Annotated in this window: 15 protein-coding genes; 6 read left to right on the plus strand and 9 right to left on the minus strand. The window is 59.6% G+C overall.

Annotated features, from left to right (window positions below; genetic code table 11):
- Positions 1-40: 40 nt before the first annotated feature.
- Entirely contained in the window at positions 41-655 is a 615-nt protein-coding gene (locus JJN09_RS18735; RefSeq protein WP_249483009.1) for an energy transducer TonB, read from the minus strand.
- Positions 656-828: 173 nt separating this feature from the next.
- Entirely contained in the window at positions 829-1,461 is a 633-nt protein-coding gene (locus JJN09_RS18740; RefSeq protein ID WP_249483010.1) for a flagellar basal body-associated protein FliL, read from the minus strand.
- Positions 1,462-1,686: 225 nt separating this feature from the next.
- Between JJN09_RS18740 and glpT the strand changes: the two genes are divergently transcribed.
- Positions 1,687-3,036 carry a glycerol-3-phosphate transporter gene (gene glpT / locus JJN09_RS18745; RefSeq protein ID WP_249483011.1) on the plus strand — a complete coding sequence of 450 codons (1,350 nt, stop codon included), beginning with the start codon at positions 1,687-1,689 and terminating at the stop codon, positions 3,034-3,036.
- Here the strand turns inward: glpT and JJN09_RS18750 are convergent.
- Positions 3,012-3,680 (minus strand): gamma-glutamylcyclotransferase, encoded by a 669-nt coding sequence (locus JJN09_RS18750; protein WP_085708964.1) that lies wholly within the window; start codon positions 3,678-3,680, stop codon positions 3,012-3,014. The two genes, glpT and JJN09_RS18750, sit on opposite strands and share 25 nt — an antisense overlap.
- A 354-nt stretch (positions 3,681-4,034) precedes the next feature.
- On the opposite strand from JJN09_RS18750, the gene JJN09_RS18755 reads away from it, so the two are divergent.
- Positions 4,035-4,511 carry a sn-glycerol-3-phosphate transporter gene (locus JJN09_RS18755; RefSeq protein ID WP_249483012.1) on the plus strand — a complete coding sequence of 159 codons (477 nt, stop codon included), beginning with the start codon at positions 4,035-4,037 and terminating at the stop codon, positions 4,509-4,511.
- A gap of 44 nt (positions 4,512-4,555) precedes the next feature.
- Here the strand turns inward: JJN09_RS18755 and JJN09_RS18760 are convergent, their stop codons facing one another.
- The 6 genes from JJN09_RS18760 to JJN09_RS18785 form a co-directional block, all read right to left on the minus strand.
- Complete coding sequence (locus JJN09_RS18760; RefSeq protein ID WP_249483013.1) at positions 4,556-5,524, minus strand: CDP-6-deoxy-delta-3,4-glucoseen reductase; 969 nt, start codon at positions 5,522-5,524, stop codon at positions 4,556-4,558.
- Positions 5,524-6,990, minus strand: a complete 1,467-nt coding sequence (ubiD, locus tag JJN09_RS18765; RefSeq protein ID WP_249483014.1) for a 4-hydroxy-3-polyprenylbenzoate decarboxylase — start codon at positions 6,988-6,990, stop codon at positions 5,524-5,526. Before ubiD ends, JJN09_RS18760 begins: the two co-directional genes overlap by 1 nt.
- A 69-nt stretch (positions 6,991-7,059) precedes the next feature.
- Positions 7,060-9,057, minus strand: a complete 1,998-nt coding sequence (locus tag JJN09_RS18770; protein ID WP_249483015.1) for an acyltransferase family protein — start codon at positions 9,055-9,057, stop codon at positions 7,060-7,062.
- 173 nt (positions 9,058-9,230) lie between these two features.
- On the minus strand, positions 9,231-10,490 hold the full coding sequence (rho, locus tag JJN09_RS18775) for a transcription termination factor Rho (protein ID WP_003229334.1): 1,260 nt from the start codon (positions 10,488-10,490) through the stop codon (positions 9,231-9,233).
- Positions 10,491-10,740: 250 nt separating this feature from the next.
- Positions 10,741-11,070, minus strand: coding sequence for a thioredoxin TrxA (gene trxA / locus JJN09_RS18780; protein WP_003206727.1), 330 nt, complete (start codon positions 11,068-11,070; stop codon positions 10,741-10,743).
- 120 nt (positions 11,071-11,190) lie between these two features.
- Positions 11,191-11,898 (minus strand): FadR/GntR family transcriptional regulator, encoded by a 708-nt coding sequence (locus JJN09_RS18785; RefSeq protein ID WP_096817395.1) that lies wholly within the window; start codon positions 11,896-11,898, stop codon positions 11,191-11,193.
- 256 nt (positions 11,899-12,154) lie between these two features.
- Here JJN09_RS18785 and JJN09_RS18790 point away from each other — a divergent pair, with 256 nt between their 5' ends.
- Genes JJN09_RS18790 through JJN09_RS18805 form a run of 4 tightly spaced genes read left to right on the plus strand, consistent with a single transcriptional unit; the run spans position 12,155 to position 15,013 of the window.
- Positions 12,155-12,940 (plus strand): transporter substrate-binding domain-containing protein, encoded by a 786-nt coding sequence (locus tag JJN09_RS18790; protein WP_249483016.1) that lies wholly within the window; start codon positions 12,155-12,157, stop codon positions 12,938-12,940.
- Positions 12,941-12,961: 21 nt separating this feature from the next.
- Entirely contained in the window at positions 12,962-13,642 is a 681-nt protein-coding gene (locus JJN09_RS18795; protein ID WP_085606035.1) for an amino acid ABC transporter permease, read from the plus strand.
- Entirely contained in the window at positions 13,639-14,289 is a 651-nt protein-coding gene (locus tag JJN09_RS18800; RefSeq protein ID WP_249483017.1) for an amino acid ABC transporter permease, read from the plus strand. Before JJN09_RS18795 ends, JJN09_RS18800 begins: the two co-directional genes overlap by 4 nt.
- Positions 14,276-15,013, plus strand: a complete 738-nt coding sequence (locus JJN09_RS18805; protein WP_249483018.1) for an amino acid ABC transporter ATP-binding protein — start codon at positions 14,276-14,278, stop codon at positions 15,011-15,013. Before JJN09_RS18800 ends, JJN09_RS18805 begins: the two co-directional genes overlap by 14 nt.
- The last annotated feature ends 68 nt before the right edge of the window (positions 15,014-15,081 follow it).

Raw genomic sequence — 15,081 nt, forward strand, 5'->3', positions numbered from 1 at the left:
AGACAGTGTCACACCTACAGCGACACTGTCTGGCTTTTTACTAAAGCAATTCGCGAATATCCTCCGGCAACAAATTCACATACCGACTATTCGGGCTTTTTCCACAGCGATCAATAATGTAACGGGCACGCTCATTGAGTTTGGCAATCAAGCCCAGTCGACGCTCGTCCGAAAGCTGAGCTGTATAAACCACGCTGGATAAATACGCCCGCGTGTAATGAAAGACCGGCAAGTGAACCCAAGAAGAAACCGGACGGCGAATGGCGTATTGGTGGAGATCGACACATCGCACTCTGCGCAGCCATTGGTTTGCGTGGATCGGTGAATCAATATCCAGTCGAAAAACCATGGGGGCGATCACTTCCAGTTCTGCGGGCTTGCCGTCCTCTACCGTCCATGGCCTGAATCGCCATTGCCGCAGGGCATCAGTGACCGCTGCGGAAAAATCAGGATGCTCACTTTCCAGAATGCCGATGTCACTCACCGAGCCATCTGCATTGGCGGTGAAGCGGACGCGCACCTCACCCATAACCCCCGCCTTGGCAAGTTCTCGAGGATAAACAGGTCCTGGATTATTGTCGGGGATCAACAACACCTCTGCTGCTTCTACAGCACCAACGAACGCCAGTAGAAACAGAGCAAAAAACCACCGCATGACCCACCCCTTCAAGCTGAAATGCCGAATCGGCAACAGCACAAAGACTACGGAGCAATGGCTTTCAACTGAATGGCGCAACGTCTGTTTTGGATGCAGGACATTGCCTAAGCTACGACGGGAAATCGGACGAAAACACTGCGTGAACGTTCGCAGGTAACTTTTCTGACGGACTACTCTCTCCGACTGTCGTCCACAGCATCGCCCGGCAACAGATGTTCCTGAACCTTCCGGCTACTGGCCTTGATGATCTGGCCCTTGTCGTCAAAGCGCAGAACGATCAGCCAGTCATAAACTTCGTCCGGCCATTTTTTCTGGCCCATCAGGGCCGTGCTGTCGCCGCCGAACGCTTGTATCAGGTGGTTGATATGGCCGTGATGCCAGGCGATCAGGATCGTCCGCGCCTGATTGCTTTTGCGCAGCAACTTGACCAGTTCGTGGGCATCGCCATTGATGTAAGGCTGTTCGACAGACAAATTCAGACGTTCGGCTAGCGGAGTCAGGGTCAGACGCGAGCGGGAGCTCACCGGGCTGTCACCAGCCGCAATCAGCCGTTCGGGGGTCAGGGTCTGGCCATCCAGTTGCAGCGGATTGAAATAATCGACGTAGGCGCGGGCCCTTTCTTCACCCCGGGCATTGAGTACCGTTCCCTCAGTCGGCTTTTCCGCATGTCGGATGATCAATACCGTGGCATTGCGCAAACCGGATTGCGCAGGATGATCAGCGTATATCAATGTCAGCACCGCAACGGTGATCACCCCCGCCGCCAATAATCGGCGCATCAGCATGCGAACCTTCAAAGCCATCATTCATCTCTGCAGAACAGTCGGTCGACGGATCGCGAGTCTAAGCCACCCCATGTTCAGAAGTGGTGAAAACGCCCTGTTCTTACAGCAGAGCGACAGGTTCGTAAAAGAACGTGCGACTTCCAACATTTTCCGCTGTTTTGCCGATGCGAACCGGTGCTATTTTCGGTAACGAAACTGTAACATTCGCATCCGCAGTCAAAACAAGAAATTTGGAGCTCTTGAATGTTTGCTTTCTTTCGACCTGCCGCACATCAGGCTCCATTGCCTGAAGAAAAAATAGACAGTACCTACCGACGCCTGCGTTGGCAGATCTTCGCCGGTATCTTCTTTGGTTACGCGGGTTACTACCTGCTGCGCAAAAACTTCTCCCTGGCCATGCCGTACCTGATCGACGAGGGTTACACCCGTGGCGAACTGGGTCTGGCGATGTCGGCCATCGCAATCGCCTACGGCTTGTCCAAGTTCCTCATGGGCCTGGTCTCGGACCGCTCCAACCCGCGCTACTTCCTGACCTTCGGCCTGCTGGTCTCGGCGGGGGTGATGTTCATTTTCGGTTTCGCGCCATGGGCAACGTCCAGCGTGACCATGATGTTCATCCTGCTGTTCATCAACGGCTGGGCCCAGGGCATGGGCTGGCCGCCGAGCGGACGGACCATGGTGCACTGGTGGTCCCAGAAGGAGCGTGGCGGCGTGGTGTCCGTGTGGAACGTGGCGCACAACGTCGGCGGAGGTCTGATCGGCCCGCTGTTCCTGCTCGGCATGGGCCTGTTCAATGACTGGCACGCGGCATTCTATGTGCCGGCGGCGGTAGCCCTGGCAGTGGCGGCGTTTGCCTTCATCACCATGCGCGACACCCCGCAATCGGTCGGCCTGCCGCCGATCGAGCAGTACAAGAACGATTACCCGGAAGGCTACGACGCCAGCCACGAAGACGAATTCAGCGCCAAGGAAATCTTCGTCAAGTACGTGCTGCGCAACAAAATGCTCTGGTACATCGCCCTGGCCAACGTCTTCGTCTACCTGCTGCGCTACGGCGTGCTGGACTGGGCGCCGACTTACCTCAAGGAAGCCAAGCACTTCGACGTCGACAAGACTTCGTGGGCCTACTTCTTCTACGAGTGGGCGGGTATCCCGGGCACGCTGCTGTGCGGCTGGATGTCGGACAAGATCTTCCGTGGCAACCGTGGCCTGACCGGCATGGTGTTCATGGCATTGGTGACCGTCGCAACGCTGGTTTACTGGCTGAACCCGGCCGGCAACCCGACCGTCGACATGATCGCGCTGTTCTCGATCGGTTTCCTGATCTACGGCCCGGTGATGCTGATCGGTCTGCAGGCGCTGGAGCTGGCGCCGAAGAAAGCCGCCGGCACTGCTGCGGGCTTCACCGGCCTGTTCGGCTATCTGGGTGGTTCGGTCGCGGCCAGTGCTGCGATGGGCTACACCGTGGACCACTTCGGCTGGGATGGCGGTTTCGTGCTGCTGGTGGGCGCTTGCCTGCTGTCGATGGCCTTCCTGGCACCGACCCTGTGGCACAAGCAAGTCGCCAGTCAGAGCCGCGAAGCAGTCGCCTGATCGGCTTTTGACTTGCAGCGCTTGAGCCGCGCCTCCAGATTCCGGTCTGGCATGGCGTGGCTGCGCAGGGCGTGAGCGGTCTGCTCGACATAATCGCGAGTCGTGCCGTAACGCCCGCAAGCGCTTTCGAACACCTGGCTCAGCACATGATCCGGCAGATTGCCGGCATAGCTGGGCAGGTGTCGCTCCAATACAAATCCCAGCGCCTGTACCTGACTGCCATCTTCAAGACGGCAGTTGAGCCAGTGTGGCCGATAGGACGGGAACGGCATCTCGCGTTTCCACAGCGCATACAGCGCACTGTCGAGGTTGTCTTCCGGCAACCGATAGGCGAAGCCGCTGCACGAGCCGCCGCGATCCAGACCGAACACCAGCCCCGGCATTTCCGGTGTGCCGCGATGTTCGTGGGACCACAAGTACAAACCGCGATGGTAGCCATGCACTCGCCCGCGCACCCGCTCCACTGCCGAACATTCCGGCCGCCAGATCAGCGAACCGTACGCGAACAACCACACCGGCCCACCCTTGTGGCGTGCCATGGTCGATTGCATGGAAGCGAGAAGTTGTTCGTGAGTCAGCTGCGGCCCCAGGTCGAGCCGCGGAGGGTAAGCCAGATTCAGAAAAGCAGATTCAATGGCTGTCATGACGGAAGTATTCGGCCCCGCAAGTATTACAAGATGTAAGCACTATTCGCTTGATAGAACATATAGCAGTAACTGTAAAACGAAAAGTGCTAAAGGATGTATGACACCTTCGATAGCGCTAATTCGGGGTTATCCGCCAGCCCTATCTGTTTTATATAGCCTAATACCATTGCGCAGATATCTTAAATACCCGAATGAAATAACGATAAGCCTTCGCTTCGTTCAGGTTTCGTTCATGAAGTCTCGGGATTTTTCCTACTAAAATTTCGGACTTTCCATATTTACCGTCGCTGAACGCCTACGTACAACGGCTTTCCTCTGGCGCAAGCCAACCCGTTCAACCGAGGCTGCACGATGAACACACCAAGACTTTTGGCCGCATTGTTATTGATTCAGACCGGCCAGGCACTGGCCGCCGTTGATTCGCAAGAGGACAAGGGTTTCTGGTATGCACAAACCAGTGTCTATACCAAACATTACTCACCCGACCCCGAACACAATAATCATCAGGACTTGATCGGCATCGAACGCAATCAGGCTTCCGGCTGGGTATTCGGCGGGGCAACTTTCCGTAACTCGTTTCGCCAGCGCTCCAATTACGCCTATGCCGGCAAACGCTTCGACAGTGCCGATTATCCGGTGTATGTGAAACTCACGGGCGGATTGCTGCAGGGTTATCGGGGTGACTACAAGGACAAGATTCCGCTCAATCACTTCGGCGTTGCACCGGTGATCATCCCGTCGGTCGGCACCCATTATGGCCCGCTGGCCGCCGAGCTGGTCTTTCTCGGCGCCAACGCGGCCATGGTCACGACGGGCGTGCGGTTCTAGGACGGCTCAGCCGAGGGCCCGATCACTCGACTCAGTCGCGCGGCTCAAGAGCGCGGCGCGTATGCAAACACATCGGCGCGCATCTGGTGGGCATCCATCCCGGCTTCCACCAGCGCATCCAGCGTGCCGTAGACCATCGCCGGCGAACCACTGGCATAGACGTGCAAGGGTTTCAGATCCGGGAAATCCTCGCACACCGCCTCATGCAACATCCCGCAGCGTCCTTCCCAACCGCACTGGTCGCTGACGACTTTGTGCAGGAACAGGTTGGGCAGCTTCAGCCATTCGTCCCAATGCTCGATTTCGTAGAAATCTTCCGGACGACGCACGCCCCAGTACAAATGCACCGGATGCTTGAAGCCGTTGGCCCGGCAATGTTCGATCAGGCTGTGAATCTGGCCCATGCCGGTGCCGGCGGCAATCAGCACCAGCGGCCCGTCCGGCAATTCTGCGAGATGGGTGTCGCCGAACGGCAGTTCGACCCGTACCAGCGAATTGCGCTGCAATTGTTCGATCAAGCTCAGGGCACTGGCTTCGCGCGCCAGAACATGGATTTCCAGGTCTCGCCCGCCGTGGGGCGCCGAGGCCATGGAAAAGGCTGATTTCTCGCCGCTCTCGCGCTCGATCATCAGGTACTGACCGGCGTGATAACGCGGTGGCTTGCCCGCCGGAGCACGCAGACGAACGCGCCAGGTATCGCCACCGACGTCCCGGCATTCGATGACCTGACACGACAGGCTGCGCACCGGCAGTTCTCCCAACGCGAGCACGCCATCCCACAGCAGGATGCAGTCTTCCAGCGGCTGCGCTATACAAGTGTAGAACTCGCCGTGGTCATGCACCTTGCCGGCCTGTTCGACCCGGCCTTCCACCAGCAGCGCTGCGCACACGTGACAATTGCCGTTGCGGCAGCTTTGCGGGCATTCGTAGCCCAGGCGCCGCGCACCATCGAGAATCCGCTCTCCGGGCCGTATCTCAAGCACCGCTCCGGAGGGCTGCAGGGTTACACGCATCAATCTATTCCTAACTGATTCCAGATGGCATCGATCCGTTGGGTGACGGCATCATCCTTGACGATGACGCGGCCCCACTCGCGAGTGGTTTCGCCCGGCCACTTGTGGGTGGCGTCCAGGCCCATCTTCGAGCCGAGCCCCGATACCGGCGAGGCGAAGTCGAGGTAGTCGATCGGCGTGTTGTCGATCATCACCGTGTCGCGCTTGGGGTCCATGCGCGTGGTGATGGCCCAGATCACGTCGTTCCAGTCCCGCGCGTTGATATCGTCGTCGGTGACGATAACGAACTTGGTGTACATGAACTGTCGCAAAAACGACCAGACACCCAGCATCACGCGCTTGGCATGGCCCGGATACGACTTCTTCATGGTCACAATGGCCATGCGGTACGAGCAGCCTTCCGGCGGCAGGTAGAAGTCGGTGATCTCCGGGAACTGCTTCTGCAGGATCGGCACGAACACTTCGTTCAACGCAACACCGAGAATCGCCGGTTCATCCGGTGGACGACCAGTGTAAGTGCTGTGGTAGATCGGTTTGATCCGGTGGGTGATGCGTTCGACGGTGAACACCGGGAAGCTGTCGACTTCGTTGTAGTAACCGGTGTGGTCGCCGTACGGGCCTTCGTCGGCCATCTCACCCGGATGAATCACGCCTTCAAGGATGATTTCGGCCGTGGCCGGCACTTGCAGGTCGTTGCCACGGCACTTCACCAGCTCCGTGCGGCTGTCGCGCAGCAGGCCGGCGAAAGCGTATTCGGAGAGGCTGTCCGGCACCGGGGTGACAGCGCCGAGAATGGTCGCCGGGTCCGCACCGAGGGCCACGGACACCGGGAACGGCTGGCCCGGATGCTTCTCGCACCACTCACGGAAATCCAGCGCGCCGCCACGGTGACTGAGCCAGCGCATGATGACTTTGTTGCGGCCGATCACTTGCTGACGGTAGATGCCGAGGTTCTGCCGATCCTTGTTCGGGCCTTTGGTGACGGTCAGGCCCCAGGTGATCAGCGGCGCCACGTCGCCCGGCCAGCAGGTCTGCACCGGCAGCATTGCCAGATCAACGTCATCGCCTTCGATGACCACTTCCTGACACGGCGCGTCTTTGACGACTTTCGGTGCCATCGCGATGATCTTGCGAAAGATCGGCAGCTTCGACCACGCATCTTTCAAGCCCTTCGGCGGCTCCGGCTCCTTGAGGAACGCCAGCAGCTTGCCGATTTCGCGCAGCTCGCTGACCGACTCGGCGCCCATGCCCATGGCCACCCGCTCGGGCGTGCCGAACAGGTTGCCGAGCACCGGAATGTCGTAACCGGTCGGTTTCTCGAACAGCAGCGCCGGGCCTTTGGCCCGCAGTGTGCGGTCGCACACTTCGGTCATTTCCAGCACCGGCGAGACGGGAATCTGGATGCGTTTCAACTCTCCGCGCTGCTCAAGCTGCTGCACGAAATCCCGAAGATCCTTGAATTTCATTGACGATGGCACCCTCAAAATAGGCGTACATCCTACCTGCTATGCCGGTCGCTGGCAGCCCGTCACTGCTTACTTGGCTGCATTCACCTGACCTTTCGCGAGTTTTTTCCCGGCTTGCAGACCGACAAACAACGGTTCAAGGATCGGTGCCACGAAACGGGCGCCGACTTCTGAAAGGTGATTGTCATCGGTGTAAAGGGAATAGCCATCAAGCTCCGTGCGGCACAGACCACTTTCATCACACAGCCGTGGCGCCGGGTCGACTACCCGCACCGCCGGGTCTTTTGCCAATTGAGCGAACAACTGGCTGATGAATGCCTGGCGCTTGTGATGCTCGCCAACGGCCAGACCGACACCTTCCACCGGATGATCGAGCATCGCCAGACGCGTGAGGCGGTACGGCGGACTGAATGGCTGCAACGGCGCCTCTTTCACCAGCCAGACCCGATGCCCGCCGGCGCGCAACTGTGCAACCCGTGCGCGCAAGCCATCCGATAGACGCTGTTCGGCTTCGGCGCGGTCATATTTCCCGTCGGGGGTTCTAAGCACATGGCCGAGGTCACCTTTGGCATCGCCATACAGATAAAGGCTCCAGCGCGCGACCAGCACCACATCGCTGACGCGCTGCGCATTCAAGCCCTGCTCGACCCGCCGATTGAAACGCGCACAGACGCCGTCATGCTCCAGCCCGTCAACCGGGATGCAACCGGGAGAGCTGGCGAGGATTACGCTGACGTTGTGCGCTTTCGCGCCATCATCGAACACCGGGATCAACGCTGTGGCGTGGCTGTCACCCCAGACCATCGCCTGACTTGGCAGGTTTGCCACGCCGTAATGACAGAACAGTTTGTCGTCCGGCGTCTTGTCATCCGCCAGGCACGCCATCAGTTCCGGGCGCCATTCGCGGCCCTTGGCATATTGCAGCGCCTGCTCGGACAGGCGCCACGGCAACCCGTCAGTCCAGCGCAGGGATTGGCCCGCCAAACCGAGCACCAGAATGCCGCAGAAACCGGCCAACAGAACCTGCCGGCGTCCGGCGAGCACACGACGCTCACGAAATGGCGTCTCGACGAACTTCCACGACAGATAACCCAGCACCAGCGTCAGCAGGATCAGACCCGCGATATCCAGCGCCCCCGGCTCTTCGACACTGGCATAGCTGGAAAACACAAACACCGGCCAATGCCACAAGTACCAGGAATAGGAAATCAGGCCGAGGCCGACCATCACCCGACTGCTCAAGAATTGACCAATCAGCGTCTCTCTATGACCGTTGGCCAGGATCAGCGCCACCACACCCAACACCGGCAGCAGCGCAGCAACACCGGGGAATGGCGTGCTTTTGTCATAGCAGAACACCGCCAGCAGGATCAGCGCCATGCCGAAAATGCTCAGCCACTGCGCCGCCGTCGGCTTGAGCCGCCACGAATGCCGGGGCGCCACGGCGAGCATCGCACCGGCCAGCAGCTCCCACGCCCGCATCGGCAACAGGAAGAAAGCTTTTTCCGGGTGATGATTGACTGCCCACACGCTCAGCCCGAAGGACAGCAGCAACACGCCGAACAACGCCAGCCGCCAGTGTTTCAGACGGCTCGACAGCAAGGTCAGCACCAGCGGGAAGAGAATGTAGAACTGCTCCTCCACCGCCAGCGACCAAGTGTGCAGCAGTGGTTTGAGATCAGAGGCGACGTCGAAATAGCCATCCTGGCGCATGAACAGGATGTTCGAGACAAAGGTCACCTGGTAGCGCACCGAGCGTCCCAGCTCTTCGTAATCCTTGGGCGCCAGCAGGAACCAGCCAACCGCCAGCACCGCAACGATCATCGCGAAAAGCGCGGGCAGGATCCGCCGGGCACGTCGGGCCCAGAAATCGATGAAACTGAAACGCCCGGCCTGGCGCTGGTTCCAGATGATCGAGGTGATCAGGTAACCGGAAATCACGAAAAACACGTCCACGCCGACAAATCCGCCGGTGAACCCCGGGACGCCGAAATGGAACAGCACCACGGCAATCACCGCGACTGCGCGCAAGCCGTCGATATCCCTTCGATAAGCGAGTGTGCTCATAAATCTTTAATGCCAATCATGTGGTTGTTTTTTGTACAGCCTCAATCGCTGCTTATTGTTTTGCCAACTCACTGACCTTACCAGATCGCAAACCTCCCATCGTTCAGACAAAAAACAGGCAAAAAAAATGGCGCCCCCTGAGGGACGCCATTTTTCGGACTCATCCGACGATGTTACTTGCGCTTCATCGACAGGAAGAACTCGTCGTTGGTCTTGGTCGTTTTCAGCTTGTCGACCAGGAACTCGATGGCAGCCACTTCGTCCATCGGGTGCAGCAGCTTGCGCAGGATCCACATGCGCTGCAGTTCGTCGTCGGCGGTCAGCAACTCTTCGCGGCGGGTGCCGGAGCGGTTGATGTTGATGGCCGGGAACACACGCTTCTCGGCGATCTTGCGATCCAGAGGCAGTTCCATGTTGCCGGTACCCTTGAACTCTTCGTAGATCACTTCGTCCATCTTCGAGCCGGTTTCAACCAGCGCGGTGGCGATAATGGTCAGCGAGCCGCCTTCTTCGATGTTCCGCGCGGCACCGAAGAAACGCTTCGGTTTCTCCAGGGCGTGGGCATCGACACCACCGGTCAGCACCTTGCCGGAGCTCGGGATCACGGTGTTGTAGGCACGGGCCAGACGGGTGATGGAGTCGAGCAGGATCACCACGTCCTTCTTGTGCTCGACTAGGCGCTTGGCCTTCTCGATCACCATTTCAGCCACTTGTACGTGACGGGTCGGCGGCTCGTCGAAGGTCGAGGCAACCACTTCGCCGCGCACGGTGCGCTGCATTTCGGTCACTTCTTCCGGACGCTCGTCGATCAACAGCACGATCAGGTGAACTTCAGGGTTGTTACGAGCGATGTTGGCTGCGATGTTCTGCAGCATGATCGTTTTACCGGCTTTCGGCGGTGCAACGATCAGACCGCGCTGGCCTTTGCCGATCGGGGCGCACAGGTCGATCACACGACCGGTCAGGTCTTCGGTGGAACCGTTGCCGGCTTCCATCTTCATGCGCACGGTCGGGAACAGCGGGGTCAGATTCTCGAAGAGAATCTTGTTTTTCGCGTTCTCCGGGCGATCGAAGTTGATCGTGTCGACCTTGAGCAGGGCGAAATAACGCTCGCCTTCCTTCGGTGGCCGGATCTTGCCAACGATGGTGTCACCGGTGCGCAGGTTGAAACGGCGGATCTGGCTCGGCGAGACGTAGATGTCGTCAGGGCCGGCGAGGTAGGAAGCGTCAGCGGAGCGCAGGAAGCCGAAGCCGTCCTGGAGAATCTCCAGCACGCCATCACCGGAGATTTCCTCACCGCTTTTCGCGTGCTTTTTCAGCAGGGAGAAAATCACGTCCTGCTTGCGCGAACGGGCCATATTTTCTATGCCCATCTGTTCGGCCAATTCGAGCAGTTCGGTAATCGGCTTTTGCTTGAGTTCAGTCAGATTCATATAGGAATGACGTAATCATTTATGGAGGGGGGGAAATTAAGCTTTTGGCTTAATGAGGCCGCGCCGCAGAGAAGGCGACAGGATCGCGTACTTGTTCGAAAAGGAGTGCGTCGGCGACGGCTAGCAGGGGGCAGTGGAGAAACCAGTGCGGGGCCGAATGTACCACCTGAGTTTCGGAGCGTCTAGCCCTGAATACGCAAAAAGCCCCGCGATTTGCGGGGCTTTTTGAGGACAGTCTTTACCGCGACGCTTAGATGTTGGCGTCGAGGAAAGCAGCCAGTTGCGACTTCGACAGAGCGCCGACCTTGGTCGCTTCCACGTTGCCGTTCTTGAACAGCATCAGGGTCGGGATACCACGTACGCCGTGCTTGGCCGGGGTTTCCTGGTTTTCGTCGATGTTCAGCTTGGCAACGGTCAGCTTGCCTTTGTAAGTCTCTGCAATCTCGTCCAGAACCGGAGCGATCATTTTGCAAGGGCCGCACCATTCAGCCCAGTAGTCGACCAGGACAGCGCCTTCGGCCTTGAGTACGTCGGCTTCGAAGCTAGCGTCGCTAACGTGTTTGATCAGATCGCTGCTCATGGAATTCTCCAGGTTGTAAGCAAAAAAACGTGGCCCATCATAGCCGCCCTTCCCTTGTTCAGGAAGCCGCAGATGATTGAGTCTTGCTATGGCACTCGATGAGTTTGGGTATAGCTCAAGTCACGCGCTGGCGGGGGCGATGAAGGCAATTCCGGTGCGCAGCGCCGCGTTGCGCACGTGCTCCTGCATGGCTTTCTGGGCGGCAGCGGAGGCCCGGCGCGCCAGGGCGCGGAGGATCTTGCGGTGTTCCTGCCAGGTTTCCATGGCCCGCTCGGCGCGGATGAACGGTAGCTTCTGACTCTCCAGAAAGATGTCGGCGCTGGCGGTGAGGATGCTCAGCATCGCCTGATTGCCACTGGCCCGCAGGATTCGCCGGTGGAATTCGAAATCCAGTTTCGCCGCGGCCTCGAAGTCGCCGGCACGCAGCTGTTCGCGCATGGCGGCGACGTTGTCTTCCAGTTCGTCCAGATCGAACGTGCTCAGCGTCACCGCCGCCAATCCGGCAGCGAACCCTTCCAGCGCATAGCGCAACTGAAAGATCTCCAGCGGCGAGGCCTGGGCTGCAAACGGCCAGGCCGGCGCACCCTCCCCCCGCGGCAGCTCCACCGGCGACTGCACGAATACACCCTTGCCCGGCTGGATGCTGACCACCCCCAGCGCACTCAATGACGACAACGCTTCGCGCAACGATGCCCGGCTGACCCCCAGCTGCACCGCCAGATCCCGCTGCGAGGGCAGCGCATCACCGGGGCCGAAACCCTGCTCGGTAATCAGTTTGCGGATCGCTTGCAGCGCCACTTCGGGTACGGCGCGGGAGATCGAGTTCATGGTTTTCCAGTCGGACCAGGCCAAGGTGCGGCCAGTTGTAAAGCTATTCGAGGCGTCAGGCAAGTCATGCCCCAGCGGGGTTCGGCGGCGCGCGTCGATGCGCTATCGCAGTGCGAAATGCAACCTGACTGTTCAGACCAGTAAGACCGAGAAAACCCGCTAAACCTGTGGCTTTGCAGGGCTAAACCGCTGTCTTGGCACGGCCCATGCTCTGTCCGATCGCAGAATTCATTTCCCGCCGATCCGGAGATTGTCCATGACGAAGCGTTACAGCGCCCTCCTCGCCGCCCTGTTTGCCGGTCTGATGCTGAGCCAGGCCCCCGCCCATGCCGACGGTCTGGACGACGTAGTCAAACGCGGCACCTTGAAAGTCGCCGTGCCTCAGGACTTCCCGCCATTTGGCTCGGTCGGACCGGACATGAAGCCGCGCGGCCTGGACATCGACACTGCGAAACTGCTGGCCGACCAGCTCAAGGTCAAACTTGAACTGACCCCGGTCAACAGCACCAACCGCATCCCGTTCCTGACCACCGGCAAGGTCGACCTGGTGATTTCCAGCCTCGGCAAAAATCCCGAACGCGAGAAAGTCATCGATTTCTCCCGTGCCTACGCACCGTTCTACCTCGCCGTATTCGGCCCGCCAGACGCGACCGTCAGCAGCTTGGACGACCTCAAGGGCAAAACCATCAGCGTCACCCGTGGCGCCATCGAAGATATCGAACTGACCAAAGTCGCCCCCGAAGGCGTGACCATCAAGCGCTTCGAAGACAATAACTCGACCATCGCCGCCTACCTCGCAGGCCAAGTCGATCTGATCGCCAGCGGCAACGTGGTGATGGTCGCAATCAGCGAAAAGAGCCCGAAGCGAGTGCCGGCGCTGAAGGTGAAGCTCAAGGATTCGCCGGTCTACGTCGGCGTAAACAAGAACGAGCCGGCGCTGCTGGGCAAGGTCAACGAGATCCTGGCCACCGCCAAGGCTGACGGCGCGCTGGAAAAGAATGCGCAGACCTGGCTCAAAGAGCCGCTGCCGGCCGATCTCTGACCGGCGACGCGGGAGATTTTCATGGCCTATCAGTTCGATTTCTTGCCGGTGGTGGAAAACACCGACCTGCTGCTGCGCGGAGCGCTGTTCACCCTTGAGCTGACGGCCATCGGCGCGCTGCTCGGGGTTGGCGTGGGCATCGTCGGGGCGCTGGTGCGGGCGTGGAACATCCGCCCGTTCTCGACGATCTTCGGCGTTTATGTGGAGTTGATCCGCAACACGCCGTTTCTGGTGCAGCTGTTCTTCATCTTCTTCGGCCTGCCGTCCCTCGGCGTGCAGATTTCCGAATGGCAGGCGGCGGTGCTGGCGATGGTGATCAACCTCGGCGCGTACTCGACCGAGATCATCCGCGCCGGCATCCAGGCGATTCCGCGCGGGCAGCTGGAAGCCGCAGCGGCATTGGCAATGAGCCGCTTCGAAGCGTTCCGCCACGTGGTGCTGCTGCCGGCGCTGGGCAAGGTCTGGCCGGCGCTGAGCAGCCAGATCATCATCGTCATGCTCGGGTCGGCAGTGTGTTCGCAGATCGCCACCGAAGAGTTGAGTTTCGCCGCCAACTTTATTCAGTCGCGCAACTTCCGCGCCTTTGAAACCTACGCCCTGACCACCCTCATTTATCTGTGCATGGCGCTGCTGATCCGACAGTTATTGAACTGGCTCGGTCGGCGCTACCTGTCGAAAAGCAGTGCGAGGAGCAGCCAATGAGTGACTTCTCCTTCTGGGACATCCTGCGCAACCTGCTCACCGGCCTGCAATGGACACTGGCGCTGTCGCTGGTGGCGTTCATTGGCGGCGGGATCGTCGGGTTGCTGATCCTGATCATGCGCATCTCGAAAAACCCGCTACCCAGCAGCATCGCCCGTACCTGGATCGAACTGTTCCAGGGCACACCGCTGCTGATGCAGCTGTTTCTGGTGTTCTTCGGCGTGGCGCTGGCCGGGATCGAAATCTCGCCGTGGATGGCGGCGGCGATTGCCCTGACGCTATTCACCAGCGCTTATCTGGCGGAGATCTGGCGCGGTTGCGTCGAGGCGATTCCCAATGGTCAGTGGGAAGCTTCGTCAAGCCTGGCGCTCAACCCGCTGGAGCAACTGCGCTACGTGATCCTGCCGCAAGCGCTGCGCATTGCTGTGGCGCCGACCGTGGGCTTCTCGGTGCAAGTGGTCAAAGGCACCGCCGTGACCTCGATCATCGGCTTCACCGAGCTGACCAAGACCGGCGGCATGCTCGCCAACGCCACCTTCGAACCGTTCATGGTCTACGGCCTCGTCGCCGCCGGCTATTTCCTCCTGTGTTTCCCTTTGTCCCTCAGTGCGCGCTACCTGGAAAGGAGACTGCATGCCTCTGCTTAGAATTTCCGCCCTGCATAAATACTACGGCGATCACCACGTGCTCAAAGGCATCGACCTGAGCGTCGAGGAAGGCCAGGTGGTGGCGATCATCGGCCGCAGCGGCTCGGGCAAATCCACCCTGCTGCGCACCCTCAACGGCCTGGAATCGATCAACGACGGCGTGATTGAAGTCGACGGCGAATACCTCGACGCCGCCCGCGCCGACCTGCGCAGCCTGCGGCAGAAAGTCGGGATGGTGTTCCAGCAATTCAACCTGTTTCCACACCTGACGGTCGGTGAAAACGTGATGCTCGCGCCGCAGGTTGTGCAGAAAGTGCCCAAGGCCAAGGCTGCAGAACTGGCGCGGCAGATGCTGGAACGTGTGGGTCTGGGTGAAAAGTTCGACGCCTTCCCGGAGCGCCTCTCGGGCGGCCAGCAGCAACGCGTGGCGATTGCCCGGGCGCTGGCGATGTCGCCCAAGGTGCTGCTGTGCGACGAGATCACCTCGGCGCTGGACCCGGAGTTGGTCAACGAAGTGCTCAGCGTGGTCCGGCAACTGGCCAAAGAAGGCATGACGCTGATCATGGTCACCCACGAAATGCGCTTCGCCCGGGAAGTCGGGGACAAACTGGTGTTCATGCACCAGGGCAAGGTGCACGAAGTGGGGGATCCGAAGGTGCTGTTTGCCGATCCGCAGACGCCGGAGCTGGCGAATTTCATCGGAACCGTGGAAGTCGCAGGCTGAAAGCAGGCCGTCAGTGCGCTAAATCAAGGGTTTGAACCGTGCGCGTTGGCGGCAGCGTTTGATCGTGG

Source organism: Pseudomonas sp. HS6 (assembly GCF_023375815.1).
Lineage (GTDB): Bacteria > Pseudomonadota > Gammaproteobacteria > Pseudomonadales > Pseudomonadaceae > Aquipseudomonas.

Bases quoted from the DNA above. Each gene is read 5' to 3' on its own strand.
- JJN09_RS18735 (WP_249483009.1), bottom strand. From the start codon at position 655: ATGCGGTGGTTTTTTGCTCTGTTTCTACTGGCGTTCGTTGGTGCTGTA.
- rho (WP_003229334.1), bottom strand. From the start codon at position 10,490: ATGAATCTGACTGAACTCAAGCAAAAGCCGATTACCGAACTGCTCGAA.
- JJN09_RS18770 (WP_249483015.1), bottom strand. From the start codon at position 9,057: ATGAGCACACTCGCTTATCGAAGGGATATCGACGGCTTGCGCGCAGTC.
- JJN09_RS18800 (WP_249483017.1), top strand. From the start codon at position 13,639: ATGAGTGACTTCTCCTTCTGGGACATCCTGCGCAACCTGCTCACCGGC.
- glpT (WP_249483011.1), top strand. From the start codon at position 1,687: ATGTTTGCTTTCTTTCGACCTGCCGCACATCAGGCTCCATTGCCTGAA.
- JJN09_RS18740 (WP_249483010.1), bottom strand. From the start codon at position 1,461: ATGGCTTTGAAGGTTCGCATGCTGATGCGCCGATTATTGGCGGCGGGG.
- JJN09_RS18790 (WP_249483016.1), top strand. From the start codon at position 12,155: ATGACGAAGCGTTACAGCGCCCTCCTCGCCGCCCTGTTTGCCGGTCTG.
- ubiD (WP_249483014.1), bottom strand. From the start codon at position 6,990: ATGAAATTCAAGGATCTTCGGGATTTCGTGCAGCAGCTTGAGCAGCGC.
- trxA (WP_003206727.1), bottom strand. From the start codon at position 11,070: ATGAGCAGCGATCTGATCAAACACGTTAGCGACGCTAGCTTCGAAGCC.
- JJN09_RS18755 (WP_249483012.1), top strand. From the start codon at position 4,035: ATGAACACACCAAGACTTTTGGCCGCATTGTTATTGATTCAGACCGGC.
- JJN09_RS18805 (WP_249483018.1), top strand. From the start codon at position 14,276: ATGCCTCTGCTTAGAATTTCCGCCCTGCATAAATACTACGGCGATCAC.
- JJN09_RS18795 (WP_085606035.1), top strand. From the start codon at position 12,962: ATGGCCTATCAGTTCGATTTCTTGCCGGTGGTGGAAAACACCGACCTG.
- JJN09_RS18785 (WP_096817395.1), bottom strand. From the start codon at position 11,898: ATGAACTCGATCTCCCGCGCCGTACCCGAAGTGGCGCTGCAAGCGATC.
- JJN09_RS18750 (WP_085708964.1), bottom strand. From the start codon at position 3,680: ATGACAGCCATTGAATCTGCTTTTCTGAATCTGGCTTACCCTCCGCGG.
- JJN09_RS18760 (WP_249483013.1), bottom strand. From the start codon at position 5,524: ATGCGTGTAACCCTGCAGCCCTCCGGAGCGGTGCTTGAGATACGGCCC.